Raw genomic sequence first — 18,722 nt, forward strand, 5'->3', positions numbered from 1 at the left:
CTCTCCCCTTTCCCCACCCGAGCAAAGGAAATCCCCATGAGCTTCGTGACCACGGATGACGGCGTCGACATCTTCTTCAAGGATTGGGGTCCAAAGGACGCCCAGCCCATCATGTTCCACCATGGCTGGCCGCTGTCGTCGGACGACTGGGACGCGCAGATGCTGTTCTTCCTGTCGAAGGGCCATCGCGTCGTCGCCCATGACCGTCGCGGCCATGGCCGCTCGGCCCAGGTGAGCGAAGGGCATGACATGGCCCATTACGCCGCCGACGCAGCCGCCGTCGCCCGCCATCTCGACCTCAGGAACGCCATCCATATCGGTCATTCGACCGGCGGCGGCGAAGTGGCTGCCTATGTCGCCCGCCATGGCCTGCCCGAAGGCCGCGTGGCCAAGGCCGTGCTGGTCAGTTCGGTGCCGCCGATCATGCTGAAGACCGACCGTTATCCCGGTGGCCTGCCCATGGACGTGTTCGACGGGCTGCGCGCCGGCCTCGCCGCCAACCGTGCGCAATTCTTCCACGATGTCGCCGCCGGCCCCTTCTACGGCTTCAACCGCGACGGCGCGGACGTGAAGCCGGCCGTCATCGACAATTGGTGGCGCCAGGGCATGATGGGCAGCGCCAAGGCCCATTATGAAGGCATCAAGGCCTTCTCCGAAACCGACCAGACCGACGATCTGACCGCGATCACCGTGCCGACCCTGGTGCTGCATGGCGATGACGACCAGGTCGTGCCCTACAAGAATGCCGGCGTGCTGCAGGCGCAGATCCTGCCGAATGCGACCCTCAAGATTTACGAGGGCTATTCGCACGGCATGCTGACGGTGAATGCCGACGTGCTGAACGCCGACATCCTCGCCTTCATCCAGGCCTGATCGCAGACGCAGGAGACCGGCGATGAAAGTCTATCTTCTCTCCCTCGGCGCCGGTCTCCTGGTCGGCATCGTCTATTCGCTGCTGGGGGTGCGCTCGCCCGCGCCCCCGGTGGTGGCCCTGATAGGCCTGCTGGGCATATTGGTCGGCGAACAGATCGTGCCGCTCGCCAGGCGCTGGGCCGATGCCCATGAACTGACCCGCTTCGTGCGCAACGAATGCCGCGACCATGTGCTGGGCACGCTCCCGAACAACCAGTCCGACAATCAAAAGGGCGACGCGTGATTACCCGCCGCGACGCCATGGCCGGGGTGGCCGCCTCCGCCCTTCTCTCCCCCTTTCCTGCTCAAGCCAAGGACCGCCCCATGACCGACACGATCATCGTCAATGCCAAGGTGACGACGCTGGACCGCGAAAATCCAGTGGCGCAGGCGGTCGCGATCCGCGACGGCAAGTTCCTGGCCGTTGGCAGCGAGACGGAGGTGCGCGCCGCCGCGCCGGACGCAACGGTGATCGATGCCAAGGGCCATCGCCTGATCCCCGGCCTGATCGATAGCCATATGCACATCATTCGCGGCGGCCTGAATTTCAACATGGAACTGCGCTGGGATGGCGTGCCGACGCTGGCCGAGGCGATGGATATGCTTAAAAGCCAGGTCGCCCGTACCCCTGCTCCGCAATGGGTGCGCGTGGTAGGCGGCTTCACCGAACATCAGTTCGCGGAAAAGCGCCTGCCGACCATCGCCGAACTGAATGCCGTCGCGCCCGACACGCCGGTCTTCATCCTGCACCTCTATGATCGCGCGCTGCTCAACGCCGCCGCGCTGCGCGTCGTGGGCTATGGCAAGGACACGCCCAATCCGCCGGGCGGCGAGATCGTCCGCGACGCGGCCGGCAACCCGACAGGCCTGCTGCTGGCCCAGCCCAATGCGACCATCCTCTATTCGACGCTGGCCAAGGGGCCAAAGCTGCCGCAGGACTATCAGCTCAATTCGACCCGCCACTTCATGCGCGACGTCAATGCGCTGGGCGTGACCGGCGTGATCGACGCGGGCGGCGGCTTCCAGAATTATCCCGACGATTACGAGATCATCGAGAAGCTGCATCAGGACGATCAACTGACCGTCCGCATCAGCTATAATCTCTTCACCCAGAAGCCCAAGGAAGAGTTGGCCGATTTCTCCGGCTGGGTTCGCCAAGTCACGCCGGGCCAGGGCGATGACAGCTATCGCCACAATGGCGCGGGCGAGATGCTGGTCTATTCCGCCGCCGACTTCGAGGATTTCCGCCAGCCCCGGCCGGACATGCCGGCCAATATGGAAGGCGATCTGGAGCCGGTCATCCGCCTGCTGGCCGAGCATAAATGGCCCTGGCGCCTGCACGCCACCTATGACGAGACGATCGGCCGCGCGCTCGACGTCTATGAAAAGGTGAACCGGGATATTCCGCTTCAGGGCATCAACTGGTTCTTCGACCATGCCGAAACCATCAGCGACCGCAATATCGACCGCATCGCCGCGCTGGGCGGCGGCATCGCCGTGCAGCATCGCATGGCCTATCAGGGCGAATATTTCGTCGAGCGCTATGGCGCCAAGGCGGCCGAGCGCACCCCGCCGATCGCCCGGATGATCGCGGCGGGCATCCCGGTCGGCGCCGGCACCGACGCCACCCGCGTCGCCAGCTATAACCCGTGGGTGTCTCTGTCGTGGCTGGTGACCGGCCGCACCGTCGGCGGCTTCGCCCTCTATCGCGGCGACAATCGCGTCAGCCGGGAAAAGGCGCTGGCGATGTGGACGCATGAGAATACATGGTTCTCCAACGAGATCGGCAAGAAGGGGCAGATCAAGGCCGGGCAGCTTGCTGACCTCGCCTTGCTGTCGGCCGACTATTTTGCGGTGCCGGAGGATCAGATCGTCCATATCCGATCGGTCCTGACCCTGCTCGGCGGCAAGGTGGTCCATGGCGAGGGCGATTATGCCCCGCTCGCGCCCGACCTGCCAAAGCCCATGCCCGACTGGTCGCCGGTCGCCACCTTCGGCGGCTATCACAAGACCCGCGAGGCGCGCGCGCAGCTGGCATCGGCCTGTGGCTGCCATTCGGCCTGCGGCGTCCATGGCCATGACCATGCCGCGGCGCTGGGCGCAGATGTGCCGGCCGCCGATGTCCAGACCTTCTGGGGATCGCTCGGCTGCGGCTGCTGGGCCGTCTGACGATAACCGCAAATCATTGTCATTCCCGCGCAAGCGGGAATCCATCTCGCAACCAAGCCCGACGGCGCAACGCCCGGAGATGGATCCCCGCCTTCGCGGGGATGACGAGAAAGACTTCCTGCCTGGAGATTGTCCATGAAGCGCTTCGCCTTCCTATTCGCCGCCGCCGTCCTGATGCCTATGCCGGTCGCCATCGCAAAGCCCGCCGCCACCGCCGATTATGCGGTCGGCCCCCAATATGACACCACCCATGTCTATGTGCCCGAAGGCCAGTTCGACGCCTTCGTCACCAGCTTCGTCGCGACCTTCGGCGGCAAGACGTCGAAACAGGGCGAGTTCCAGGTGACGCCGACGCCCAGCCTGACCAAGTCGCAACTGGCACTGACCCCGGCCGGCACCGTCTCGGTCTTCGGCTTCAAGACGCCGATCCCCTATCCCTTCGGCGATGAACGCACCGGCTATCTGGTGAGCGACATGGACGGTGCCGTTGCCTCCGCGCTCAAGCATGGCGCAGTGCGCCGCATCACTACCTTCCCCGACCCGATCGGCCGCGACGTGGTGGTGCAATGGGCTGGTGGCGTGAACATGCAGCTCTACTGGCACACCGCCAAGCCCAGCTATCCCGCGCTGACCACCGTGCCGGAAAACCGCATCTACCTGACCGCCGACGTCGCTGACCGGTTCATCAGGGACTGGACCGGCTTTGCCCATGGCAGGATCGTCTCCGACGATCGCGCCGCCAAGGGCGAGGAAATCGGCCAGCCCGGCAAGACTATCCGCCGCGTCGCGATCGACAGCGGTTATGGCAAGATGACCCTCTTCGTCTCGGACGGCCAACTGCCCTGGCCCTATGGCCGCGACATGACCGGTTATGAGGTCGCCGACATGGACGCCACGCTGGCCAAGGCGAAGGCCGCCGGCGTCGAAACATTGGTCGCGCCGCAGAGCGTCGCCGGTCGCCAGAGCGCGATCCTGCGCTTCCCCGGCGGCTATATCGCCGAAGTTCATGCGCCGGCGGCCAAGTAACATGCGCGCCGACCGCGATCCCCGCTTCGTAGACGCGATCCTCGACTGGAAGCCGACCTGGTTCATCGCCCGGCTGCTGCTGGTCGGCGCCTATCTGCTGGGCGGCATCGTCAAGCTGACGGACTGGCCGGCGGCGGTTGCCGAGCAGGCGCATTTCGGCATGAACCCGCCAGCGCTCTGGACGGCGCTCACCATCGCGATCGAACTGATCGGGCCGATCCTGATCCTGACCGGCCGCATGGCCTGGCTGGGCGCGGGGATGCTGGGCGTCTTCACCCTGCTGGCCGCCTTCACCGCCAACGCCTTCTGGACGATGCCGATGGGGCAGGAGCGGTTCATGGCCACCAATGCTTTTTTCGAGCATCTGGGTCTGATCGGCGGCTTCATCCTGGCGGCGCTGGTCGCCGAACAGGCGCAGCGCCGTGTGTAAAAAATCAGTCTGCCTTGCCCTCTCGCTCTGCGCTTGCCCGCCGCTGGCCGCGCAGACGCGGGAGGCCTGGCAGGCGCCGACCCTGTCGATCACCCGCTATGACGAGGATTGGTCGGATCTGGCGGACGCTCAAAAGCGCAACCATCACTGGACGGGGCAGTTCAAATATATCCCGCTGGGCGACGATGTCTGGCTGTCCACCGGCATCGAGCTGCGGCTGCGCAACGAAAATTATGCCGACAATCTCTGGGGCGGGGCCGATGCGCCCGACGACAGCTATTTATGGGCGCGGGCCATGCCCTATGCCGACCTGCATGTCGGCGCGCCGGACCGGCTCCACGCCCGTGCCTTTGTCCAGCCGATCATCAGCCATGCGGTCGGCGTTGCGCCCTCGGCCAGCCCGATCGACCAGAGCCGGCTCGACCTGCTCCAGGGCTTTGCCGAAGTCGGCGCCGGACCCGTCACCCTGCGCGCCGGGCGCCAGATGGTTTCGCTCGGCACCGAAAGGCTGGTCGGCACCCGCTATGGCCCCAACACCCCGCTGGCGTTCGACGGCGTGCGCGGCAGCCTGTCCCTGGGCGACGGCCGCGCGCTCGACCTGTTCCTGCTCAACCCGGTCCAGCCCGGCCCCGCCAGTTTCGACGATCGCACGTCCGACACCCGCAGGCTGTGGGGCGCCTATGCGACGCTGCCGGAGCTCGACCTCTATTATCTGGGCTATCGCAACCGCGCCGCGCGCTTCGGCGGGCTGACCGGGCGGGAGGAGCGCCACAGCCTAGGCCTTCGTTCGCATGGCGCGCGGGGCGACTGGCACTGGAATGTCGAGGGCGTCTATCAGTTCGGCCATTATGACGGGCAGCGCATCGCCGCCTGGACGATCGGCACCGAAGTCGGCCGCACCTTGCCCGGCCTGCCGCTGTCGCCCGACGCCACCTTGCGCTTCAACATCGTGAGCGGCGATCGTGACAGCGAAGATGACAGGCTGGGCACGTTCAACGCGCTCTTCCCCAAGGGCAAATATTTCGGCGAACTCTCGCCCGTCGGGCCGACCAACATCGTCAGCCTCAATCCCCGGATCAGCGCGCCGCTGGGCGACGGCTTTTCCGCCAGCGTCGCCGGCATGGCCTATTGGCGATACGCCCGCCATGACGGCGTCTACGACATTCCCGGCAACCTGATCCGTGGCCCCGGCGACAGCCGCGCCCGCTTCATCGGCAAGGAGGTGGAGGCGACGCTGGCCTGGCAGGCGACGGCGGAGCTGGAACTGTCAACTTCGCTGTCCTTCTTCGCACCGGGCGCCTTCATCCGTGAGACCGGCCCGGCCCAGACCATCGCCATGACCGGCCTTGAGGCCAATTTCCGTTTCTAGATCCTGTGAGGAGCATCATCATGCCGCCAGCGTCCCAAAACGCATCCCCCCTGCCCGGCCTGCTGTTGCTGTTGTCGGCGACCACCGGCCTGGTCGACGCCGTCAGCGTGCTGGGCCTGGGCAAGGTGTTCACCGCCAACATGACCGGCAATGTCGTGTTCCTGGGCTTCGCCGCGGCACAGACGCCGGGCTTCAGGGTGGCGCCCTATCTGGTCGCGCTGCTGACCTTCTTCATCGGCGCGCTGATCGCCGGCCGGGTCGGCCAGGGCTTTGGCAAACGCCCGCTGCGCCACTGGCTGACGGTCGCCGCGCTGATCGAGGCGGCGTTGCTGTGGATCGCGGCGATCGTCGCGCTGAACTTCCATGTGTCCACGCTCCAGCCCGCTGCCGGCCTGTTCGCGATCATCGGCCTGACCGCGATCGCGATGGGCTTTCGCAACGCCACCATCCGGCAGTTGAAGGTGCCCGACCTTACCACCACCGTGCTGACCCTGACCGTCACCGGCATTGCGGCGGATTCCAGCCTGGCGGGCGGCGCCAATCCCAATCTCGCCCGGCGGATCGCGGCGATCGTCGCCATCTTCGCGGGCGCGGCGGCCGGCGCGCTGATGGTGGTGCATATGGGGCTGGCGCTGCCGCTGATGGTATCGGGCGCGATCGTGCTGGTCGGCACCCTGCTCTGCGTCCGCCACCCGGCGGCCGCCCTGCCCCACGGGGGCTGAAGATCAGGGCAGCGCGAGCCGCGCGAACCGCCGGTCGGGCACGAACCAGAGCGCGACGACCAGCACATAGAGCGCGACCGCCAGCCAGCGGCTGACGAAGCTCAGGGGAATGGCCGCGCCATAGATGGCCAGCGTTCCCCACCCCTTCCAGTCCATGCCGAGCGCGCGGGCGAGCCTGGAGCCTGCGCCATTGCAGGCGATGATCGCCCGTTCGGTCAGGAAATAGCCGATCGCCGCCGCGCCCAACACCATGCCATAGGCCGCCGTCGCTCCGGTCGACCAGGCGCTCTCGTCCAGCCAGCGGATGACGAACGGAACCAGGCTGAGCCAGAAGAGCAGGAAGAGATTGGCCCACAGCACCCGCCCGTCGATGCGTGGGTTGAGCTGGAACAGATGATGGTGATTGTTCCAGTAGAGGCCGACATTCACGAAGCTGAGCAGATAGGCGATCAGCAGCGGCAGGCATTGCGCGAGATCGGCGAGCGATCCCCCGCGCGGCACCTTCAGTTCCAGCACCATGATGGTGATGATGATCGCGATCACCCCATCGGTGAACGCCTCCAGCCTCTTGCTGTTCATGCCTGTTCCGCCAATGGCGATCCCTGCCAGGTCCGGCGCCAGGACAGCGGCGTGGTGCCGACCAGCCGCTTGAACAGCCGGGTCAGGTGCGCCTGGTCGGTCAGGCCGCAGGCGCTGGCGATGTCCGACAGGCTGTGGCCGGTTTCCAGCATCAGCCGCTGTGCCCGGCGGATGCGCTGGCGGATGACATAGGCATGCGGCGTTTCGCCCATGCTGACCTTGAACGCGCGGCAGAAATGACCGGGGCTCAGGCTCGCCACCAGCGCCAGTTCCTCCGTCACCAGCGTGCGGCCCAGCCGCGTCTCGACATAGGCGGTCACCTTGCGCAATTGCCAGCCGGCCAGCCCGCCGGTCGGCGGTGGGCAATGGCTGTCGGGACGCCGGGCCAGCATGGCGACGCCGTCGTCCGCATCCGTGCCCTGCCGCAGCAGGTCGCGCAGTTGATCGAGGCACAGGTCCGCCCGGTTGGGGTCGCGATGCAGCAGCATCTGCGCCCGCGTCAGCAGGTCCAGAAGCGGCGCGGCGTCGAACCGGTGCGGCAGGTTGGGGCGGGGGTTGAGACTGGCGATATCCGGCATGGCGGGAATGATGCGGCTGCGTCACGATTTCCCAAAGCCCGGATGGAGGGGGCGCGCGTCCCTCTAACGGGGGGCTTGTATCGCATCGGCCCGCAGCGCTACGGCTGTCGGTTCCTCCCGCCCCAAGGCCCCCATGTCGCGACCGAGCAGAAGATCATGAAGCGCCGGGCGATCATCACGGCGATCGCGGCCATGCTGCTGGCCCAGCCGGGGCAGGCGCTGGACCCGAGCCAGTCGATCAGCCAGTTGCGCCACAGCCGCTGGACGCTGAAGGACGGAGCGCCGGGCAATGTCCGTGCGCTGGCGCAGGGCAAGGACGGCTATCTGTGGCTGGGATCTTCGACCGGCCTCTACCGCTTTGACGGCATCCGGTTCGAGCGCATGCTGGCCGATCGCGACGACCCGCGCCGATCCTTGCAGGTCACCGCCCTGCTGGCGGCGCGCAATGGCGACATCTGGGTCGGCCATGATTTCGGCGGCATCGCCCTCTATCGCGACGGCCATCTGCGCGATGCCAATCCCTGGCCGGCGCAGGGCGGCGTCGCCGGCATCGCGGAGGCGCGCGACGGATCAATCTGGGTCGCGGCCGAAGCGCGCGGCAAGATGCTGCTGTCGCGTTACCAAAATGGCCGCTGGCGCCGCTATGGCGCGCAGCAAGGCGTGACCGACGGCATGATGGGGCCGTTGCTGGCCGCGTCGGACGGCAGCCTCTACCTCGCCTTGCCGCCGCACCTGCTGCGGCTGGCGCCCGGTGCCGCGCGCTTCGCCCCGCTGGCAATGCAGGTCGCCCCCTTCGCCGCGCTGGACGAGGACAGGGCGGGCCGGATATGGCTGGCGGACGACAGCGGCATCCGGCCGATTTCCGGCGGGCAGGCCGCGGCCCGGCTCGATCCCGTCAACACCCCCTATGTCACCCGCCATATCCATGTCGATCGCCAGGGCACCGCCTGGATCACCGGCCAGAATGGTGGCCTGGCGCGGCTTCCTGCGGGCGGCGACAAGGTCGAGGTCGCGGCCGGGCACATGCCGCTGTCGCTCGCCGCGCTGGAGGACCGGGAAGGCAATATCTGGGTCGGCACTGAGACCGGGGTGGAACGCTATGCCGCCGCCAGCCTGATCGGCGCGGGCGACGAGGCGCTGGTGACCGGCTTCGTCGCGCCGCCGCGATCGGCCCATATCTTCTATGCCGGTATCGGCGGCGTCTATCGCGTCGGGCCGGACCAGCGGCAGCCCCGGCTGATCTTTCCGCGCGCCGACATTGGCGTGCTGTGCGGCGATGACCGGCAATTGCTGGCGATCAGCCTGGAAGGCGCCTTCCTGCTCGACCTGAACGACCGCGGCGATGTCCGCCGCACGACGTCGGTCGAAGGGCCGCTGTCGGTCAGTTGCGCACGCGACGATCGCGGACAGTTCTGGACCGGGATGGACCGGCTCTACCGGCTGGACGGCGGGCGGCTGGTGCCGGCGAGCGGCGCGGCGGGGCAGCCGGGCGGCACTATCACCCTGTTGCGCCCCGATGGGCATGGCGGCTTGATCGCCGGGCGCAGCCGGCGCGGGCTGCTGCGCATTCGCGATGGCGAGGAGACGGCGCTGCTGCCCGCCGGGACCAGCCCGATCGGATCGATCCTGACCCTGCGGACCGATGGCGACCAATGGCTGCTCGGCGGGATGAAGGGGCTGGCGCGCCTGAAGGGTGGCCGGTTGCAGTCCTTGGGCGAACGCACCCATCCCTATCTGGCCGGGATTACCGGCATCGCCCGCACCGCCGATGGCTGGACCTGGATCAACGGCGCGACCGGCATCGTGCGGATGCGCAGCGATGCGCTGGACAAGGGCCTTGCCCAGCCCGATCGCCCCATCCCCTATCAGCGGGTCGGCCAGGAAGGCGATTATCGGGCGCGATCCAACCTGTTCGAGGCGAACGACATCGCCCTCGATCGCGACGGCCAGCTCTGGTTCGCCACCGATCAGGGTCTGGCATGGAGCGATCCCGCCCGGCTGGCCCGCAATGGCGTGCCGCCGCCCGTGGCGATCCGGTCGCTGCGGGTCGATGGCAAGGCCTATCCGCTGGCCGCGGGCAGCATCCCTCTGCCCGCCCATAGCGGCCGGGTGCAGATCGACTATAGCGCCCTCAGCCTGACCGATGCGGCGCAGAACCGTTTCCGCTATCGGCTGGAGGGCAGCGGCACCGGCTGGTTCGATGCCGGCACGGAGCGGCAGGCGCTCTATACCAATCTGGCGCCCGGCCAATATCGCTTCCATGTGATAGCGGCCAACAATGACGGGGTATGGAACAGGCAGGGCGCAGCACTCGCGTTCGAGATCGCCCCAGCCTTCTACCAGACGCGCTGGTTCCGCATCCTGTGCGTCAGCCTGATCCTGCTGGCCGGCTGGCTGCTCTACCGCCGGCGCCTGCATGTCGTGACCGAACGGGCACGCAGCCGGGTCGAGGCGCAGTTGACCGAGCGCGAACGGATCGCACGGGAACTGCACGACACGCTGTTGCAGGGGTTCCAGGGGCTGATGCTGCGCTTCCAGGCGGTGGTCGAGTTGCTGCCGCGCGGCGAACGCGCCCGCACCGAGCTGGAAGGTGCGCTCGACCGGGCCGAGGATGTGCTGGTCGACAGTCGCGAGCGGGTCCATTCGCTGCGACAGGCATTGCAGCCGGTGGCGATGGCGGTCCGTCTGCGCGCGCTGTTGGACGAGATGGTCGGCGACCGGCTGGACTGGCGCGTCGAGGAGGCCGGCACCGTGCGGCTGGTCTGCGCCCCGGTCGCCGACGAGATGATGCGGATCGCGCGCGAGGCGATCAGCAACAGCCTGCGCCATGCGGCGGCGCGGACCATCATCGTCGAGCTGCATCATGGCACCGACCGGCTGTCGCTGGCGATCATCGACGATGGCATCGGCCTGTCCGCAGCGGTGCTGGCGACCGGATCGCGCGAAGGCCATTATGGCATGGTCGGCATGCGCGAACGGGCGCAACGGATGGATGGCGCGGTGGAGATCATCTCCACCACCAGGACCGGCACGACCATCCGCGTGACCGTGCCGGCCCGTGTCGCCTATCTGTGAGCGTCAGGCGGTGGCGGCACGCGGCGCGCCGCTGCGGCGGCTGAGCAGCAGCGCAATCAGCCCGAGGCTGGACGCAGCGGCCCCGGCGATCGTGACGAACGGCAGGCTGAGGCCGGCGGCAATCACCGCGCCGCCCAGCGCCGCGCCGATCGCATTGCCCAGGTTGAAGGCGCCGATGTTCATCGAGGATGCGAGGTTGGGCGCATCAGCCGCAGCGCTCATCACCCGCACCTGCAGCGGCGGCACCAGCGCGAAGCTGGCAATGCCCCACAGGAAGATCAGCACCGCCGTCGGCCCGGCGAAGGGCATGGCAAAGGCAAAGGCGATGAGGATCGCCGTCAGCGCAGCGAGCGTCACGATCAGCGTCCTGTCCACCGACCGGTCGGCAAAGCGCCCGCCCAGCCAGTTGCCGATGGTGAGGCCCACGCCATAGAGGACCAGCATCGCGGTGACGAACGTGATCGAGCCATGGGTCTCATCGCGCAGGATCGGCGTGATATAGGTGAAGACGGTGAACATCGCGCTGGCGCCGACCACGGTAAGGCCGAGCGCGGCGAGCACCGGCCCGCGCATCAGCACCCGCAGTTCGGACCGTGCATCGCCCTCGGTCGGGGCCGGCATATCGGGCAGGGTCAGGCGCAATGCCGCGATGGTGAGGACGCCCAGCGCCGCAATGCCCCAGAAGGCCGCACGCCAGCCCATGACTTCCCCCGCCCAGGTCGCCAGCGGCACGCCGACGACATTGGCGATGGTCAGCCCCATGAACATGGCGGCGACCGCGCCCGCCTGCCGCTGGGGCGGGACCAGGCTGGCGGCGACGATCGATCCGACGCCGAAGAAGGCGCCATGGTTGAGCGAGGTGATGATGCGCGCGAACAGCAGCATCGCATAGCTGCTGGAGAGCGCCGCGATCAGATTGCCGACCGTGAAGATGGCGGCCAGGCCGATCAGCAGGGTGCGGCGCGGCAAGCGGCCGGTGGTCAGCGTCATCAGCGGCGCGCCCAGCATGACGCCGATCGCATAGGCGCTGATGAGCAGGCCGGCGGCGGGGATGGAGACGCCAAGGTCGGTGGCGATGACGGGCAACAGGCCCATCGGCGCAAATTCGGTGACGCCGATGCCGAAGGCGCCGGCCGCCAGCGCGAGCAGCGGTGGATTGATCTTCATGATGCTCCTCCCGTCAGACAAGCGGCGGGTTCAGCCGGGCGAAACCGGCCTGTTGGTGATAGGGGGCGTGGGGATAGGCCGGCATCTGGTAGCTGGCCCGGTCAAGCCGGGCGACCTGATCGGCGGTCAGCGACCAGCCGACCGCCCCCAGATTCTGGCGCAACTGTTCCTCGTTGCGGGCGCCGATGATGACCGACGACACGGTCGGCCGCTGCAACAGCCAGTTGAGCGCGACCTGCGGCACCGTCTTGCCGGTTTCCGCCGCGATCTCGTCCAGCGCGTCGACCACGCGATAGAGATGCTCCTCCTCCACCGGCGGCGCGAAGGCGGCGGTCTGGTGCAGGCGGCTCCCCTCCGGGATCGGGCTGCTGCGCCGGATCTTGCCGGTCAGGCGGCCCCAGCCGAGCGGGCTCCACACCAGTGCGCCCACGCCCTGGTCGGCGGCAAGCGGCATCAGATCGGCCTCATAGGCGCGGCCGATCAGCGAATAATAGACCTGGTGGGCGACGAAGCGCGGCCAGCCATGGCGATCCGCCACGTCCAGCGCCTTCATCAGCTGCCAGCCGGGATAGTTGGACACGCCGACATGGCGCAGCTTGCCGGCACGGACCAATTGGTCGAGCGTCGCCAGCAATTCCTCGACCGGGGTCGACGCGTCGAAGGCGTGAAGTTGCAGCAGGTCGATATGATCGGTGCCAAGGCGCCGGAGCGCGGCTTCCACGCCGCCGATCAGCCGGTCGCGCGATACGCCCCAGTCATTGGGACCATCGCCGGTCGGCAGGCCGAGCTTGGTCGAGATCAGCAGCTGATCGCGCCGCCCCTTTATCGCCGCGCCCAGCACCTCTTCCGATGCGCCGTTCGAATAGACGTCGGCAGTGTCGAACAGGGTTATGCCGGCGTCCAGGCAGATGTCGAGCAGACGGCGCGCCTCCTGCGCGTCGCTGTTGCCCCAGGCGCCGAACAGGGGCCCTGAGCCGCCGAAAGTGCCGGTGCCGAAACTGAGCGCCGGCACGCGCAGGCCCGATGCTCCCAATTGCCGATATTCCATCTTGATCCCTTTCCATTCCGTGATGGACGCATAAATGGAAGGCAGGACTCCCCGCGTTTAGAGGGGCGCAAGGCGAAGGATCTTTGCAATGGATGAAAAGATACCCTTTCATGCCGATCGGGCGCGGGCGCTGGAAACCTTTGCCACCGTGGTGGCCGAGGGCAGTTTTTCGGCCGCCGGGCGATTGCTGGGCCTCACCCCTTCCGCCGTGAGCCGCGCGGTCGACCGGATCGAGGATCGGCTGGGGGTGCGGCTATTGCTGCGCTCCACCCGCGCGCTGACGATGACGGCGGAGGGGCAGGCATACCTGGCCAGCGCGCGCCGCATCCTGGCCGATCTAAACGAGGCGGAACAGATGATCGCCGATCGCGGCGCGCCACGAGGGCGGCTGCGGGTCAGCGCCGCCCATTCCCATGGCCGGCTGTGCATCGTGCCGCTGCTCGGCGAATTTGCCCAGCTCTATCCGCACATATTGGTCGACATCAGCCTGAGCGACCGGCTGGTCGACATTGCCGGCGGGCAAGCCGATGTCGCGATCCGCTTCGGGCCGCTGGCCGACAGCCCGCTGACCGCCCGCAAGCTGGGCGAGAATGGCCGCGTCATCGTCGCCTCCCCCGCCTATCTCGCCCGGCATGGCACGCCGGTCGTGCCGGAGGATCTGCACGATCATAATTGCCTGAACTTCAATTTTCGCCGCGCCGAACCGGTCTGGCCCTTCCGCAAGGACGGGCGTGACTATGCGCTGAGCGTGCGCGGCACGATCGAGGCGAATAATGGCGAAACGCTGGGGCAGTTGGCGGCCGATGGCGTCGGCATCACGCGGGTCGGCCGGTTCAGCGTCCAGCCCGAACTGGCGTCGGGCGATTTGGTGCCATTATTGGAAGACTATAATCCCGGCGATATCGAGACGATCCATGCCGTGTTCCTGGGCGGCACCAATGTGCCGGCACGGCTGCGCGTATTCGTGGACTTCCTGGCGGAACGGCTGACGCGACCTGCATCGGCGGCCTGAGCCGGGCGACGCCTATATATCCCCGCGGCGGACCAGTTGCCGGCTGATCCGGGTCGGTGCCAGATGGCGGCAGAGCGCATCCAGTGCCGCCGTCATATAAGCTGCGCATCACTGTCATGCGCGCTTCATACTCCCCTCCTACCCGAGCGCCGAAAGGGGAGAAATATCATGCACTTCCGTTCTCTTGCTCTCGCTGCCATCAGCCTGCCCGTTTTCGCTACGGCAACCGCCCATGCCGAAACGCCCGATGCCGCCCCGGCCGATTCGATCATCGTCACCGCACAACTGCGCGAACAGGACCCGATCGACGTGCCGATGGCGCTGAGCGTCGTCGGCAATGAACAGATGGACCGTATGGGCCTTTATGAGTTCGACGCGCTGTCGCGCTTCGTGCCGGGCTTCGACGTGCAGAACCAGTCGCCCAACAATCCCGGCTTCGTGATGCGCGGCATCACGTCGGACAGCGGCACCGCCAGCAACGAGCCGCGCGTGTCCGTCTATCAGGACGGCGTTTCCATCTCCAAGTCGCGCGGCTCCTATGTCGAGCTGTTCGATATCGAGCGGGTCGAGATCGCCAAGGGGCCGCAATCGACCCTCTATGGTCGCGGCGCGCTGATCGGCGCGGTCAACATCATCCAGAACAAGGCGCAGCTCGACAATGTCGAAGCAGCGGGCCGGGTCTCCTATGGCAATTATAATAGCTGGCTGACCGAGGGCATGGTCAATGCGCCGATCGGCGAAGGCATGGCGATCCGCCTGGCCGGCCGCATCCGCAAGCGCGACGGCTATACCGAAAACCTGCTGGGCGGCGCCGACTTCAACTCGGCCGACACCAAGGCGGTGCGCGGCAGCTTCCATGGCGAGAAGGGCGATTTGAGCTTCGACCTGATCGGCAATTATCAGAAGGACACACCAAGCGGCACCGGCTTCAAGTCGATCGCCTATAACCCGACCGATCCGGCCACCGGCGTGGTGATCGGCGATCGCGGCCGCAACAGCGGCGCCGCGCTGGCAGCGGCCGATGGCTTCGAGGGTGGCAAGGGCCTAGGCCTTGATCGCCAGGTCTGGGGCGTCACCGGCATCGCCAGGCTGAAGCTCAACGACCAGTTCAACCTCACGTCCACCACCGCCTTCCGCCGCTTCGACGCGCTGGAAATCTTCGACGCGGACGGCATTTCCCTGCCGATGCTGACCGCGGCGGAAGATGCGCGCGGTCGCCAGTTCAGCCAGGAATTCCGCCTGACCTATGAAAGCGGCCCGATCACGGCATTCCTGGGCGGCAGCTATTTCTGGGAAAATGGCACGCAGCGCGTTCCCACCCAGTTTGACGAGCGCGCCACCCTCGCCCGGCTGGCCGGCGCGCTGAACGGCGGCGGTGCCATCCCCGGCCGCGCCGCGAGTGATCCGGTGCCGGCCGCCCTGCTCGCCAGCCCGGCCTTCACCGGCGCGCTGCTGCAGGGTGTCGCCAGCGCCTATGGCGTCGCGCTGTCGAGCGCGCAGGCCCAGGCGATCGCCGCCAACCTCAAGTCCAACCATCTCGAAAGCACCACCAATGGCGCGCGCACCCGCGCCTTCGACCTGTTCGGCGACGTGACCCTGCGCCTGTCCGACCAGTTCGAGCTTGGCGGCGGTCTGCGCTACACCCATGACGACAAGCGCAGCACCTATATGTCGTCGGTCGACAATGGCCGCTCGATCCTGGGCGGGCTGATCGGCGCGCTGAGCCAGCCGGCGGCGGTGCGCACCGCACTGCTGCAGGCGCTGGCCGTGCCCGGCGCGGCGAACATCCCGACCTCGGCCGCTTATCCGGTGCCGATGTTCGGCCTCGGCGCCCAGCCGACCGCGGGCAATGGCGGGATCGACAGCGACACGCTCAGCAATGGCGGCTTTTCCTGGCGGCTGACCGCCCGCTACAAGCCGGGCACCGACACCAGCCTCTATGCCACCTATGCCCGTGGCCGTCGCCCGCAAGTGCTGGCCGCCAGCGCGCCGTCCGCGCCGATGGGCGCTACCCGCTTTTCCGTGCTGGACTCCGAAACGGTTGACAGTTTCGAACTGGGCGCCAAGACCGCGCTGATGAACCGCACCCTGTTCCTCGACGGCGCGGCCTTCTTCTACCAATATGATAATTTCCAGACCACGGTGCAGCAGGGCACGCAATTCGTCCTGACCAACGCCGGCAAGGCGGAAAGCTATGGTTTCGAGGGCCAGTTGCGCTGGGTGCCGAGCGACGTGCTGACCTTGTTCGCGACATATGCCTATAACCACAGCCGCTTCAAGACGGGCGTGCGCGACGGCAACCACTTCCGCCTGTCGCCCGACCATAGCGCGTCCTTCGGTGCGCAGGCGTCCCTGCCTGCCGGCCCCGGCCGCATCGTCTTCACGCCCAGCGTCACCTGGCAGTCGAAGGTCTATTTCGACGATGACAATGACCGCCCCGACCTGCAGCAGCCGCCCGCCGCTCTGGTCGCCGACAATATCCAGGACGAATGGCAGGGCAGCTATGCGCTGGTCAATGCGCGCCTGGGTTATGAGGCGCCCGGTGGCGCCTGGCGGATCGAGGGCTTCATCGAGAACGCCTTCGACAAGAAATATATCATGGATGCGGGCAATACCGGCGACAGCCTGGGCATGCCGACCTTCATCGGCGGGGCACCGCGCTTCTATGGCGTGTCGGCCAGCTTCCGCTTTGGGGGTGCGCAATGAGCGCGGACCGCATGACGCTTGACCGTCGCGCGGCGCTGGGCCTGATCGGCTCGGGCGCCGCCCTCCCCGGCATCGGCATGGCGGCGACACAAGCCGCCGCCGCCAGCTTCGCCCATGGCGTGGCCAGCGGCGACCCGACCGAGCGCGGCGCGATCCTGTGGACCCGCGTCACCCCGGCCGACCCGGCGCAGCAGGCGGCGATCGCGCTGCGCTGGCATGTCGCCGAAAGTGCCGGCGGCAAGCCGGTCGAAAGCGGCACCGCGCAGGCACGCGCCGCCCGCGACTTCACGGTCAAGGTCGAGCCGCGCAGCCTCAAGGCCGGCCATGACTATCATTACTGGTTCGAACTGGCGGACGGCACGCCATCGCCGGTCGGCCGCTTTCGCACGCTGGCCAGGGGCGCGGTGGCCGATGCCGTGCTGGCGGTGGTCTCCTGCCAGCTCTACCCCGGCGGCTTCTTCACCGCCTATGACTCGATCGCCGCGCTCGACCGGATCGATGCGGTCGTTCACCTGGGCGACTATATCTATGAATATGGCGCCGACGGCTATGGCGCGGAGATCGGCCAGAAGATCGGGCGCGGACTGGAACCCGCGCATGAGATCGTGACGCTGGCCGACTATCGCACCCGTCATGCCCATTATAAGGGCGACAGGAGCCTGCAGGCGGCCCATGCCCGTGCCGCCTTCATCTGCGTCTGGGACGATCATGAAACCGCCAATGACAGCTGGATCGGCGGCGCGGAAAATCACCAGCCCGCGACCGAGGGCGATTGGGCCAAGCGCAAGGCGGCCGCGATGCAGGCCTATTTCGAATGGATGCCGATCCGCGATCCGCAGGGCAATAATCCCTGGGAAGCGATCAACCGCCGGTTCGACTTTGGCGACCTCGCCACCCTGCTGATGGTCGAGACGCGCCTGCTCGCCCGCAGCGAACAGGCCGGCTTCAAGGGCGAGACGCCGGGCCGATCGGAAGTCGCGGCGGTGCTGGCCGAACGCAACCGGCCGGACCGCGAGATGCTGGGCGAGCCGCAGCGCGCCTGGCTGGAAAAGGAACTGGCCGCGTCGGTCAAGGCCGGCACGCCCTGGCAGATATTGGGCAATCAGGTGGTGATGGCGCGGGTCAACGGCCCGGACCTCGCCAAGCTGTTCGGCGCGGAGAAGGCCGCGGCGATGGTCGCGACGCTCGAACCGTCGGTGCGGGCGCAGGTGGAACTGGCGCAAGCGGGCTATCGCGCCGGCCTGCCGTTCAACCTCGATGCCTGGGACGGCTATCCGGCCGCGCGCGAGCGGCTCTACCAGAGCATCCGCCGGGCCGGCGCCCATCCCTTGGTGCTGGCCGGCGACAGCCATGCCTTCTGGGCGAACCAGCTGGCCGACGCACAGGGCAATGCCATCGGCGTGGAATTTGGCACATCATCGATCAGCAGCCCGTCGATCGGCGACATGCTGCCGAAGATGCCGATCGGCGATCTGCTGCAACAGGCAAGCCCGGAGGTCGCCTTCTGCGACCAGCGCGCCAAAGGCTATATCCTGCTGACGCTGACGCGGGAAAAGGCCACCGGCGACTATATCGCCATGTCGACCATCTATACCCCCAAGGCAGAGGCGCGCACGCTCAAGCGCGTCTCGCTGCCAGCGGGCGCCACCCGGTTCGACGCGACCTGAAAGCGCCGGGGGCTGCGGATGCCCTGCCCGCAGCCCCCCGATCTCGCGAGACTTACCGCTCCCTGATGACGAGCGATTTGCCCGCATATTTCGCCGGGTCGACGTTCGGCAAGGTCTGGATCTTGCGCCCCCTGCGGCTCATCCAGGTGACTTCGACCTTGACCGCGTCCATGGTTTTCAGGCCGAAATGCAGAGGCGCCGCATTTTCCGAATTATAGCCGTCGCCCGTCGACAGCTGTCGCGTGGCCAATATCTTGCCGGC

16 protein-coding genes are annotated in these 18,722 nt (G+C 67.4%); 11 read left to right on the forward strand and 5 right to left on the reverse strand.

Annotation, left to right across the window (positions count from 1 at the left end; all coding sequences use genetic code 11):
- Positions 1–36 precede the first annotated feature (36 nt).
- The 7 genes from JQK15_RS22250 (at position 37) to JQK15_RS22280 (ending at position 6,628) form a co-directional block, all read left to right on the forward strand.
- Complete coding sequence (locus JQK15_RS22250) at positions 37–873, forward strand: alpha/beta fold hydrolase (protein WP_214868009.1); 837 nt, start codon at positions 37–39, stop codon at positions 871–873.
- A gap of 22 nt (positions 874–895) precedes the next feature.
- Positions 896–1,156 carry a XapX domain-containing protein gene (locus JQK15_RS22255; protein WP_037512511.1) on the forward strand — a complete coding sequence of 87 codons (261 nt, stop codon included), beginning with the start codon at positions 896–898 and terminating at the stop codon, positions 1,154–1,156.
- Between the two features lie 80 nt (positions 1,157–1,236).
- Positions 1,237–3,081, forward strand: coding sequence for an amidohydrolase (locus JQK15_RS22260; protein ID WP_214868011.1), 1,845 nt, complete (start codon positions 1,237–1,239; stop codon positions 3,079–3,081).
- Positions 3,082–3,216: 135 nt separating this feature from the next.
- Positions 3,217–4,107, forward strand: coding sequence for a VOC family protein (locus JQK15_RS22265; RefSeq protein ID WP_214868013.1), 891 nt, complete (start codon positions 3,217–3,219; stop codon positions 4,105–4,107).
- Position 4,108: 1 nt separating this feature from the next.
- Entirely contained in the window at positions 4,109–4,537 is a 429-nt protein-coding gene (locus JQK15_RS22270) for a DoxX family protein (RefSeq protein ID WP_214868015.1), read from the forward strand.
- Positions 4,530–5,906, forward strand: a complete 1,377-nt coding sequence (locus JQK15_RS22275) for an alginate export family protein (protein WP_214868017.1) — start codon at positions 4,530–4,532, stop codon at positions 5,904–5,906. The genes JQK15_RS22270 and JQK15_RS22275 overlap by 8 nt, the downstream gene beginning before the upstream one ends.
- A 20-nt stretch (positions 5,907–5,926) precedes the next feature.
- Positions 5,927–6,628 (forward strand): YoaK family protein, encoded by a 702-nt coding sequence (locus tag JQK15_RS22280; protein WP_214868019.1) that lies wholly within the window; start codon positions 5,927–5,929, stop codon positions 6,626–6,628.
- Between the two features lie 3 nt (positions 6,629–6,631).
- Here the strand turns inward: JQK15_RS22280 and JQK15_RS22285 are convergent, their stop codons facing one another.
- Positions 6,632–7,207, reverse strand: coding sequence for a TMEM175 family protein (locus JQK15_RS22285; RefSeq protein WP_214868021.1), 576 nt, complete (start codon positions 7,205–7,207; stop codon positions 6,632–6,634).
- Positions 7,204–7,785, reverse strand: coding sequence for a helix-turn-helix domain-containing protein (locus tag JQK15_RS22290; RefSeq protein WP_214868023.1), 582 nt, complete (start codon positions 7,783–7,785; stop codon positions 7,204–7,206). Before JQK15_RS22290 ends, JQK15_RS22285 begins: the two co-directional genes overlap by 4 nt.
- 75 nt (positions 7,786–7,860) lie before the next feature.
- On the opposite strand from JQK15_RS22290, the gene JQK15_RS22295 reads away from it, so the two are divergent.
- Entirely contained in the window at positions 7,861–10,860 is a 3,000-nt protein-coding gene (locus JQK15_RS22295) for a ligand-binding sensor domain-containing protein (RefSeq protein WP_214868025.1), read from the forward strand.
- A gap of 3 nt (positions 10,861–10,863) precedes the next feature.
- On the opposite strand, the gene JQK15_RS22300 is transcribed toward JQK15_RS22295, so the two are convergent.
- Together JQK15_RS22300 and JQK15_RS22305 are read right to left on the reverse strand one after the other, a co-directional pair.
- Positions 10,864–12,027, reverse strand: coding sequence for an MFS transporter (locus JQK15_RS22300; protein ID WP_214868027.1), 1,164 nt, complete (start codon positions 12,025–12,027; stop codon positions 10,864–10,866).
- A gap of 13 nt (positions 12,028–12,040) precedes the next feature.
- Complete coding sequence (locus tag JQK15_RS22305) at positions 12,041–13,075, reverse strand: aldo/keto reductase (protein ID WP_214868029.1); 1,035 nt, start codon at positions 13,073–13,075, stop codon at positions 12,041–12,043.
- A gap of 88 nt (positions 13,076–13,163) precedes the next feature.
- Here JQK15_RS22305 and JQK15_RS22310 point away from each other — a divergent pair, with 88 nt between their 5' ends.
- From JQK15_RS22310 to JQK15_RS22320, 3 genes are all read left to right on the forward strand, one after another.
- Positions 13,164–14,087 (forward strand): LysR family transcriptional regulator, encoded by a 924-nt coding sequence (locus JQK15_RS22310; protein WP_214868032.1) that lies wholly within the window; start codon positions 13,164–13,166, stop codon positions 14,085–14,087.
- A gap of 168 nt (positions 14,088–14,255) precedes the next feature.
- On the forward strand, positions 14,256–16,793 hold the full coding sequence (locus JQK15_RS22315; RefSeq protein ID WP_214868039.1) for a TonB-dependent receptor: 2,538 nt from the start codon (positions 14,256–14,258) through the stop codon (positions 16,791–16,793).
- 11 nt (positions 16,794–16,804) lie between these two features.
- On the forward strand, positions 16,805–18,460 hold the full coding sequence (locus tag JQK15_RS22320) for an alkaline phosphatase D family protein (RefSeq protein ID WP_214868042.1): 1,656 nt from the start codon (positions 16,805–16,807) through the stop codon (positions 18,458–18,460).
- Positions 18,461–18,512: 52 nt separating this feature from the next.
- Here JQK15_RS22320 and JQK15_RS22325 read toward each other — a convergent pair.
- On the reverse strand, positions 18,513–18,722 hold a 210-nt coding region (locus tag JQK15_RS22325), incomplete at its 5' end, for an ASPIC/UnbV domain-containing protein (protein WP_214868044.1).

Source organism: Sphingobium sp. BHU LFT2 (assembly GCF_018604485.1).
In the GTDB taxonomy this organism is placed as follows: Bacteria; Pseudomonadota; Alphaproteobacteria; order Sphingomonadales; family Sphingomonadaceae; genus Sphingobium; species Sphingobium yanoikuyae_A.

Excerpts from the sequence above, each read along its gene's own strand:
- JQK15_RS22250 (WP_214868009.1), top strand. The coding sequence starts at position 37 with ATGAGCTTCGTGACCACGGATGACGGCGTCGACATCTTCTTCAAGGAT.
- JQK15_RS22255 (WP_037512511.1), top strand. The coding sequence starts at position 896 with ATGAAAGTCTATCTTCTCTCCCTCGGCGCCGGTCTCCTGGTCGGCATC.
- JQK15_RS22260 (WP_214868011.1), top strand. The coding sequence starts at position 1,237 with ATGACCGACACGATCATCGTCAATGCCAAGGTGACGACGCTGGACCGC.
- JQK15_RS22265 (WP_214868013.1), top strand. The coding sequence starts at position 3,217 with ATGAAGCGCTTCGCCTTCCTATTCGCCGCCGCCGTCCTGATGCCTATG.
- JQK15_RS22270 (WP_214868015.1), top strand. The coding sequence starts at position 4,109 with ATGCGCGCCGACCGCGATCCCCGCTTCGTAGACGCGATCCTCGACTGG.
- JQK15_RS22280 (WP_214868019.1), top strand. The coding sequence starts at position 5,927 with ATGCCGCCAGCGTCCCAAAACGCATCCCCCCTGCCCGGCCTGCTGTTG.
- JQK15_RS22285 (WP_214868021.1), bottom strand. The coding sequence starts at position 7,207 with ATGAACAGCAAGAGGCTGGAGGCGTTCACCGATGGGGTGATCGCGATC.
- JQK15_RS22290 (WP_214868023.1), bottom strand. The coding sequence starts at position 7,785 with ATGCCGGATATCGCCAGTCTCAACCCCCGCCCCAACCTGCCGCACCGG.
- JQK15_RS22300 (WP_214868027.1), bottom strand. The coding sequence starts at position 12,027 with ATGAAGATCAATCCACCGCTGCTCGCGCTGGCGGCCGGCGCCTTCGGC.
- JQK15_RS22305 (WP_214868029.1), bottom strand. The coding sequence starts at position 13,075 with ATGGAATATCGGCAATTGGGAGCATCGGGCCTGCGCGTGCCGGCGCTC.
- JQK15_RS22310 (WP_214868032.1), top strand. The coding sequence starts at position 13,164 with ATGGATGAAAAGATACCCTTTCATGCCGATCGGGCGCGGGCGCTGGAA.
- JQK15_RS22315 (WP_214868039.1), top strand. The coding sequence starts at position 14,256 with ATGCACTTCCGTTCTCTTGCTCTCGCTGCCATCAGCCTGCCCGTTTTC.
- JQK15_RS22320 (WP_214868042.1), top strand. The coding sequence starts at position 16,805 with ATGACGCTTGACCGTCGCGCGGCGCTGGGCCTGATCGGCTCGGGCGCC.